This is a genomic window from Winogradskyella psychrotolerans, assembly GCF_018860545.1.
GTDB classification, from domain to species: Bacteria; Bacteroidota; Bacteroidia; order Flavobacteriales; family Flavobacteriaceae; genus Winogradskyella; species Winogradskyella psychrotolerans_A.
Genome location: NZ_JAHKPN010000052.1, coordinates 399936 through 408796 on the forward strand (window position 1 = coordinate 399936; position 8861 = coordinate 408796).

Below are 8861 nucleotides of genomic sequence, written 5' to 3' on the forward strand. Positions count from 1 at the left end.
CCACTGACCACTGACCACTAAAAAATAAAACAGTAAAGTATTGCGAATAAACAAAAAAGTACTACTTTTGCAAACCAATTTAGACCAACCTCTGGCGAGAATCGTGAATGTTGCTTTGAATTAACTATTATAAATAAAACAAAATGGATTTAGTAAAATTTGTACAAGACGAATTTGTAACTCGTAAAGATTTTCCAGAATTTAGTGCTGGTGATACAATCACAGTATATTACGAAATTAGAGAAGGTGAAAAAGTACGTACTCAGTTTTTTAGAGGTGTTGTATTACAACGTAAAGGAAGTGGATCTTCTGAAACGTTTACCATCCGTAAAATGTCAGGAACAATTGGCGTAGAGCGTATCTTTCCAGTTAACTTACCAGCTTTACAAAAAGTAGAAGTTAACAAACGTGGTAAAGTGCGTAGAGCTAGAATTTACTACTTTAGAGGTCTTACTGGTAAAAAAGCAAGAATCAAAGAAGTTAGACGATAATTCCAACTTATATATTGTAATAAAAAGCCTTCTGATAAAGAAGGCTTTTTTTGGTTATTAACAATTGTTAATAAACTCAGTTTATAACGTGTTGATATCTAAACTGTTAAAATATTATATAATCCGAAATAAATATGTAACTTAGTAAAACAATTAACAACAAACCTTGTTTGGTTTTGAATTCTATTTCAAATTAATGTTACATTGTTATTAAAGATTCGTTCTTTATGTATTGAGGTTGTTTTTTGAGATTGTGTAGCAACTTGCGTTAGTAAGTGTTTGTAAAACGATCATGAAACTTTATTAAATTGAACATGCTTAGCAGGTTTAATTTGTAAAGCGGAAAGCTCTGAAGAAGTACTGGAATCGAAAGTGAACACGAAAAAAGACGAGCAATGTTTTAGACCTAACATTCATTCATTTGAAGATTATAGGAAAAACATCAAGAAAAACAAACCTAAGAAGCATAGTAATATCAGGTCAATACATTTTGAAAGATATGAAATGTTTCGAATTGAAACGGAAACACATAAACCGAAAAGGATGATGGCATCTGCCAAAAAGCCGAGTTAGTTAAAACTAAATAGGTCAACGTTAGTACTGTTTCTATGAAAGCCATGTCAATACAGATTAATTCTGAGTGATATGGCTTTTTATTTTGTTCTATACTTAGATTAGAGACCCCAATTAGATGCACTATAGAGACTATACTCACTTAAATTTGTTGTCCAAAAATAGCCTTACTCCTCCTCATCGCTTTTCCAAATATCCAATATCTTTCGTATTCTTGTAATATGAATCAACCTCTTATAGATCAACAACATTTTAGTTTTAAGGACTACACTAATAGCCCACTACCTAAAGCAGAATATTCAGATTGTACATTTATAAATTGTAATTTTGAGAATTCAGACCTCTCTAATATTGCCTTCTTAGAATGCAACTTTACAGATTGTAATTTTAGTAATGTTAACGTCATGCATACCTCTTTTAATGATGTTGCTTTTCAAGACTGTAAAATTTTGGGTGTTCAATTCCAAAATTGTAATGCCTTTTTATTGACTTTCAAGTTTTCAGGTTGTACCTTAAATATGAGTAGTTTTTATCAACTAAAAATTAATTATACCAAGTTCTCAAAATGCATCATGCATCAAGTAGATTTTACTGAGACTGAAGCAAAACATTGCGAATTTAATGATTGTGATTTACAGCTATCAACTTTTGATAGAACAAACATTGAATATACTGATTTTACGTCGGCTTATAATTTCAATATTAATCCTAATATCAATCAACTTAAGAAAGCTGCCTTTTCTAAAGACACCATTTCAGGTTTATTAAACAGTTACAATATCACATTAAAAGATTGAACTCACGTTTTGAGTTATTATTATTAATTTCTTAAAATTTATTACGGTTTAGTAGCAATCTTATACCTATAAAAATCAAACGTTTTCGTATATTCGCACAGCTCAATTTCGAGCCAAATTTTATTCATTTTATTTACAAGACATATGACAAAAACAGGAAAGATTGTTTATACAAAAACGGATGAAGCACCAGCTTTAGCAACGCGTTCATTTTTACCGATTGTTGAAGCATTTACAAAGTCTTCAGGTATTGTTATAGAGACAAAAGATATATCATTAGCTGCTAGAATTTTAGCTGTATTTCCAGACTTTTTAACAGAAGATCAAAAAGTTGCAGATGCATTAACAGAATTAGGAGAATTAGCAAAACAACCAGAAGCCAATATTATAAAATTACCAAATATTAGTGCTTCGGTTCCACAACTTACTGCAGCGATTGAAGAATTACAATCTAAAGGATTTAATATTCCTAATTATCCAGAAGAACCAAAAGACGATGCAGAAAAAGAAATTAAATCGCGTTATGACAAAATAAAAGGTAGTGCTGTAAACCCAGTTCTTAGAGAAGGGAATTCAGACAGACGTGCGCCAAAAGCCGTTAAGAATTACGCCAAAAAAAATCCTCATAGTATGGGAGCTTGGTCGCCAAATTCTAAAACACACGTGTCCACTATGGCTAAAGGTGATTTTGCTCATAATGAAAAATCAGTAACGTTAGAAGAAGCGACTTCTGTTAACATTGTACATACCGATGCTAAGGGAAATAAAACAAACTTAAAAAGTGATTTAGGTTTATTAAAAGGTGAAATTATCGATGCAACGATAATGAGCAAGAAATTATTATTAGAGTTTTTAGAAGAACAAGTAGAAGATGCTTTAGATAAAAGTGTCTTGTTTTCTTTACATATGAAAGCTACAATGATGAAAGTTTCTGATCCAATTATTTTTGGTCATGCTGTACGTGTGTTCTTCAAAGATTTATTTGAGAAACACGGTAAAACATTCGATAAAATTGGTGTTGATGTTAATAATGGATTTGGAAATTTATTAGAAAAATTAAGTGAACTTCCAGAGGATAAACGTGATGCAATTAGAGAAGATATTCGTTTTGAACTTAATCACGGTGCGGATTTAGCAATGGTGAATTCTGATAGAGGAATTACAAATCTTCATGTGCCAAGTGATGTTATTATTGATGCATCTATGCCAGCAATGATTAGAACGTCTGGTCAGATGTGGAATGCTGAAGGGAAACAACAAGATACAAAAGCCGTTATTCCAGACAGTAGTTATGCCGGTGTTTATAGTGCAACTATTGATTTTTGTAAAAAGCATGGTGCTTTTGATCCAACCACAATGGGAACTGTTCCTAACGTTGGATTGATGGCTCAAAAAGCTGAAGAATATGGTTCTCATGATAAGACTTTCGAAATTGCTTCTAAAGGCAAAGTAGAGGTTATAGATGCTAACGGTAATGTTCTTTTAAGTCATAAAGTTGAAGAAGGTGATATTTGGAGAATGTGTCAGGCTAAAGATGCACCAATCCAAGACTGGGTAAAACTTGCCGTTACAAGAGCAAGAGCTTCAGAAACACCTGCTGTGTTCTGGTTAGATAAGAAAAGAGCACATGATGCTGAATTGATTAAAAAGGTAAATTTATATCTTAAAGATCATGATACTGAAGGTTTAGATATTAGAATCTTGTCACTAGTAGACGCTACTAATTTTACTTTAAAGCGACTTAAAGAAGGAAAAGACACTATTTCTGTAACTGGAAATGTTCTTAGAGATTACTTAACCGATTTATTCCCAATTTTAGAAGTTGGTACAAGTGCAAAAATGTTATCTATTGTTCCCTTAATGAATGGAGGAGGCTTATTTGAAACCGGAGCTGGTGGATCTGCACCTAAGCATGTACAACAATTCCTTGCTGAAAACCATTTACGTTGGGATTCTCTAGGTGAATTTTTAGCATTAGCTGTTTCTTTAGAACATTTTTCTTTAGTGAATTCCAATAAAAAAGCTAGTATCTTAGGAAAAACCTTGGATGATGCTTCTGATAAATTATTAGAAAACAAAAAAGGACCATCGAGAAAAGTTAATGAATTAGACAATAGAGGAAGTCATTTTTACTTAGCACTTTATTGGGCTGAAGCGCTTGCAAACCAAGATGAAGATAAAGAGCTAAAAGCTGAGTTTACAACTATTTTCAATGCACTTTCTTCCAACGAGGATACTATAGTAAAAGAACTTATAGATTGCCAAGGTGAAGCTGTAAATGTAGAAGGCTACTACCTTCCTAATGAAGATTTAATTTCTAAAGCAATGCGTCCAAGTAATGCATTAAATGGAATTATCAACGGATAATAAAATTAGATTAAGATTATGTTAAAAGCTTCCTTTAGGAAGCTTTTTTTTGTTTAATTTAAATTACTTTTGGTGAAACAAAACAACCAATTGTAAATTCAAGCAATTAAATCATCAACTATGGTTATACTTTTAAGAGGGCTTTTTATCTTCTTTTTATTGAACACTTTAGGCCTTCAAGCGCAAGAAAAATTTACTTTAAGCGGAACTATAGCAGATAATCTAAGTAATGAAACACTTATTGGTGTTAACATCATTTTACCAAATCAACAAACTGGAACCGTTTCAAATGAATATGGCTTCTACTCTATTACATTACCTGCGGGAACCCATGTTGTTCAAATTAGTTATTTAGGTTTCAAAACCATTTCCGAAACCATAATTCTTAATAAGAATCTAACTAAAAATTTTAAACTCGAAGAAGCTGCCGAAAGCTTAGATGAAGTAATTCTTACAGAAAATATTGAAAAATTAAACATTAAAAATCCGCAAATGAGCGTCAATTCTTTATCTATAAAAACGATAAAAAATATGCCAGTTGTTTTGGGTGAAGTCGATGTTATAAAATCTATTACTCTACTTCCAGGTGTTACCAATGCTGGTGAAGGCTCTTCTGGATTTAATGTTAGAGGTGGTGCTGCAGATCAAAACCTTATTCTTTTAGATGAAGCCACTGTGTTTAATTCATCACATCTTTTTGGTTTTTTCTCAGTTTTTAATCCAGATGCTATTAAAGATATCAAATTATATAAAGGAGGAATTCCTGCAAAATATGGTGGTCGTGTTTCTTCTGTTTTAGATATTTATCAAAAGGAAGGAAATAGCAAATCTTTCCATATGAATGGTGGAATAGGACTAATTTCTAGCCGCTTATTAGCTGAAGGCCCTATAAAAAAAGATAAAGGTTCATTTTTAATTGGTGGCAGGAGTAGCTATGCTCATCTATTTTTACCGCTTTTTGACTTAGACAACGTCGCTTATTTCTATGATTTAAATACAAAATTGAGTTATAACATCAATGATAATAATAATATTTACTTGTCTGGTTATTTTGGACGTGATGTCTTTAAAATTACTGACAGTTTTGAAAATTCTTTCGGAAACTCAGTTTTAAATTTTAGATGGAACCACCTTTTTTCTGATAAGATATTTTCCAATGTATCGCTTATTTATTCAGACTATTATTATGGTTTACAATTAGGCTTTGTTGGATTTGACTGGGTGTCAGGTATAGAAAACTTCAACTTTAAATACGACTTTAAGCACTATATAAGTAACAACTTTAAGTTAGATTATGGTTTAAACAGTATGTATTATAAATTTAATCCAGGTGATATTAAACCTATAAATGATGATTCTGGTATTAATCCGTATAAGCTTATTGACAAATATGCTCTAGAAAATTCAATATATATTGATGCTGAACATAAATTAAGTGATAAATTATCTGTTAGTTATGGTGCACGTTTAAGCATGTTTCATAGAATGGGACAAGATGAATTAAATCGTTATGAAAATAACAGCCCATTAACATTTAATGAGTCGATTGGTATTTATGAAAAAACGGAGCCTATTGGCACTTATACGTATGATCGAAGTGATGTTATCAAATCTTTTACCAACCTAGAACCGCGATTAGCAATAGCGTATCAGTTAAATGACAATTCTTCTGTTAAGGGAAGTTATAATCGTATGACTCAATATTTGCATTTATTGTCTAACACAAGTTCGCCAACTCCTTTAGATGTTTGGACACCAAGTGGAAAATATATAAAACCACAATTATTAGATCAAGTAGCTGTTGGGTATTTTAAAACCTTCAAAAACAACGCCTATTCTTTAGAGGTTGAAAGTTTTTATAAAACCATTCAAAATCGCATCGATTATATTGATGGCGCAGACTTAATTGCTAACGATGCCATAGAACAAGTTATATTAAATGGTGAAGCTAGAGCTTACGGTTTAGAGATTCTTTTCAAAAAAAATGAAGGCAAATTTACGGGTTGGTTAGCCTATACATTATCAAAGTCCGAACAAAGAACTCCAGGAAGAACTTCCATAGAAACCGGAATTAATAATGGTGACTGGTATAACACACCACACGATAAAACGCACGATATTTCACTAACAGGAAATTATGAATTAAATAAAAAATGGTCTTTTAGTTCCAATCTTATATTTCAAACAGGGCAGCCAACAACGTTTCCAAACGGACAATATCAATACAATGATATAACCATTCCAAATTATGAAGCAAGAAATTCGAGTAGACTTCCATCCTACCATCGCTTAGATGTAGCTGTAAATTACAACCCAAATCCAGAAAGTACTAAAAACTTTAAAGGAGAATGGGTATTCGGAATATACAATGTGTACAATCGCAAAAATGCTGCAAGCATATCTTTTAGTGAAAATAGAAACACAGGAAATAATGAAGCCACACGCTTAGCTATATTCGGTATTGTACCTTCGTTTTCTTATAATTTCAAATTTTAAATCATGAAAAAAATAATATATATAAGTTTCCTTTTAGCACTTTTTACCAATTGTGAAGATGTTATTGATGTGGAATTAAATAATGCTGAACCTAGATTAGTCATTGAAGCATCCATAAATTATTTTAAAAACACAACAGGAAACGAACAAAGTATAAAATTAACCTTGTCTGCTCCTTTTTTTGATGATACTATTCCACCTGCTAATAGTGCTACAGTTCAAATATCAGATACTAATGGCAATATTTTCAATTTTATAGAAATAGATAATACTGGTATCTATTATAACAACACATTTATCCCAGTTTTAGATGCGGAATATACATTGGTAATTAACTACGAAGATGAAATCTATACAGCTACAGAAACGTTAACAACTGTGGTTCCCATAGATTACGTAGAACAAAATAATGAGGGTGGTTTTTCAGGAGAAGATATTGAGCTAAAAGCTTATTATACAGATCCAGAAGGAATAAATAATTATTATTTTTTTGAATTTATTAGTGACATTCCTGTAGTCCCAACCTTATCCGTTTACGACGACACTTTTACTGACGGAAATGAAATTTTCGGATTTTATACAGAAGAAGATTTAGAATCTGGTGATAGTGTAACGATAAGAAATTATGGTGTATCTAGCCAATTCTACGATTTTATGTTTATTCTATTACAACAAGGTGGTGATTCTGGTGGAGGTCCGTTTGAGACACAACCCGCTACGGTTCGAGGTAATTGTATAAATACTACAAATCCAGAAAACTTTCCTTATGGTTATTTTAGATTATCAGAAGTTGATGAATTAATTTATATAGTTGAATAGTTTTATCTTTTGGGCATTACCCACAAAAAAGTGGGTCGCGTCATCCACTATATCTTTTTGTTATAACGCCTTTGTTGACTTAATAACATTTAATCTGTCAATTATTCGTCAATACTATAAATAAATTAAGTTTTACAAAAAGGATGCCGTTACTACCGCTAATGCAACCCATCCGCTCAAATAATTTCTTACCTTTAGGGCATGACTTTTATAAAAACAACAGAGCAAGACTCTAACTATAACAATCTCGAAAATATGTCTATTAACGAGATTATAAATTCTATTAATCAAGAAGATAAAACGGTTCCTTTAGCCGTAGAAAAAGCATTACCACAAATTGAAGCGCTTATCGAGCAAGTTGTTGTAAAACTAAAATCAGGTGGACGACTATTTTACATAGGAGCAGGAACTAGTGGAAGACTCGGCATTTTAGATTCTTCAGAATGTCCCCCCACATTTGGAGTTAATCACGACTTAGTTATTGGTTTAATAGCAGGTGGTGATAATGCCATTAGAAAAGCTGTAGAAAATGCAGAAGATTCAACCACTCAAGGTTGGCTTGATTTGCTAGATTATAATATTTCAGAAAACGATGTTGTTATAGGTATTGCTGCTTCAGGAACCACGCCATATGTCATTAGTACATTAGAAAAGTGCCACGAACATAATATTATTACAGGTTGCATTACATGTAATATGAACAGTCCATTATCTTTAACGGCAAAATACCCTATAGAAGTGATTGTTGGACCCGAATTCTTAACCGGAAGTTCAAGAATGAAAGCAGGAACAGCACAAAAGCTAGTTTTGAATATGATTACAACCACCTCAATGATTCAATTAGGGAAAGTTAAAGGAAACAAAATGGTAGATATGCAGCTCAGTAACGACAAATTAGTCCACAGAGCTGTAAAAATGATTATGGATGAATTACATATATCAGAATCGGAAGCATCCGTATTATTAAGCAAACATAAAAATGTTAGAGAAAGTATAGTAAATGGAAGAAAATAATAGCACAGACCGAGAAATCTTAACCAAAGGTTTAAAACGATTAGGAATTTGTTTAGGCTTGATGTTTGCGGGACCTACGCTTTTACATTTGGCCTTAGACAATAGCGAAAAACCACTTTACATACCTCTACTTATTTTAGCATTTATACTTTGTATATTGGCCGTAGTTTTTTTATTTCTAGGGATTAATACAGTTCTAGACAGTATATTCAAAAAGAAAAAGTAAACCGTATTACACGTTACTCATAAAACATAATTTCTCTTACTTCAAACAGGGTTAAACGAAAAAAACCCTTACTAGTTA

Annotated in this window: 7 protein-coding genes; all 7 read left to right on the forward strand. The window is 32.0% G+C overall.

All coding sequences use genetic code 11. The features are described from left to right. Positions 1 to 143 precede the first annotated feature (143 nt). Positions 144 to 491 carry a 50S ribosomal protein L19 gene (gene rplS, locus KO515_RS17725; protein ID WP_215937668.1) on the forward strand — a complete coding sequence of 116 codons (348 nt, stop codon included), beginning with the start codon at positions 144 to 146 and terminating at the stop codon, positions 489 to 491. A 794-nt stretch (positions 492 to 1285) separates the two neighbouring features. Then, positions 1286 to 1861: a pentapeptide repeat-containing protein gene (locus KO515_RS17730; protein WP_215937669.1), complete on the forward strand. Its 576-nt coding sequence runs from the start codon at positions 1286 to 1288 to the stop codon at positions 1859 to 1861. Between the two features lie 144 nt (positions 1862 to 2005). Further along, positions 2006 to 4228 carry an NADP-dependent isocitrate dehydrogenase gene (locus tag KO515_RS17735; RefSeq protein WP_215937670.1) on the forward strand — a complete coding sequence of 741 codons (2223 nt, stop codon included), beginning with the start codon at positions 2006 to 2008 and terminating at the stop codon, positions 4226 to 4228. 120 nt (positions 4229 to 4348) lie between these two features. After that, complete coding sequence (locus KO515_RS17740) at positions 4349 to 6724, forward strand: TonB-dependent receptor (protein WP_215937671.1); 2376 nt, start codon at positions 4349 to 4351, stop codon at positions 6722 to 6724. A gap of 3 nt (positions 6725 to 6727) precedes the next feature. After that, entirely contained in the window at positions 6728 to 7543 is an 816-nt protein-coding gene (locus KO515_RS17745) for a DUF4249 domain-containing protein (protein ID WP_215937672.1), read from the forward strand. A 201-nt stretch (positions 7544 to 7744) separates the two neighbouring features. After that, positions 7745 to 8557 (forward strand): N-acetylmuramic acid 6-phosphate etherase, encoded by an 813-nt coding sequence (murQ, locus tag KO515_RS17750; RefSeq protein ID WP_215937673.1) that lies wholly within the window; start codon positions 7745 to 7747, stop codon positions 8555 to 8557. Beyond that, on the forward strand, positions 8544 to 8783 hold the full coding sequence (locus KO515_RS18845; RefSeq protein ID WP_252723901.1) for a DUF6095 family protein: 240 nt from the start codon (positions 8544 to 8546) through the stop codon (positions 8781 to 8783). Before murQ ends, KO515_RS18845 begins: the two co-directional genes overlap by 14 nt. Positions 8784 to 8861: the final 78 nt, after the last annotated feature.